Origin of the sequence: Mesorhizobium sp. M7A.F.Ca.MR.148.00.0.0 (genome assembly GCF_003997735.1) — a bacterium.
Lineage (GTDB): Bacteria > Pseudomonadota > Alphaproteobacteria > Rhizobiales > Rhizobiaceae > Mesorhizobium.
The window spans coordinates 1-524 of the sequence record NZ_RZTB01000382.1 but is presented as its reverse complement, the minus strand read 5'-3'; the positions used below and the strand labels follow the sequence as shown (position 1 = coordinate 524).

The following is a 524-nucleotide window of genomic DNA, read 5'->3' as shown; positions in this document are numbered from 1 at the left end:
AACCCCTGTTCCGCCATGCAGGCTTTGAAGGTGTTGTTCGCTGCCATCGCTCCGGCAATCCAGAGCCGTCCCGCCATCACCTGCGTTTCGCCTGCGCGACCATTGCAAATTGCCTTGGCCCTCTCGAAACGGCTGTCTTTTGTTGTGGCCTGAACCTCACGCCACTGCCCTGACGACGTCGTATTGTTGCACCCAACAAGCGCCAAGCCGAGCAGCGTGGCTATGAACATGGAACGCATCCATCCCTCCCAGTTTGGCGCAGAATGCTGGAAGTTGAAAACGAGGGCAATAGATTGGCCCGCTCGCGGGATGGTTCCGGCAGAGGAACTATTCCACTAACGCATTGACTTTATTTGGTTTGACGAGGCTGGCGCCTGCCCGCTATCGGATGGCCAGTCGCCCCAGCGGGGCGAGGCGGCAACAGGAGCAATACAATGCGGAGCATAGATTACAGCATCCTTGAAACCGACGTGGCCGAGTGGATGAAGGGACACATTGAAAGCCTCAAGGAGGACTTTGGCGAG

General features: G+C 57.4%; 1 protein-coding gene. It reads right to left on the bottom strand.

Annotated features, from left to right (window positions below; genetic code table 11):
* The coding region (locus EOB49_RS34615) for a hypothetical protein (RefSeq protein WP_127383551.1) at window positions 1–239 on the bottom strand (239 nt) is incomplete at its 3' end.
* Window positions 240–524: the final 285 nt, after the last annotated feature.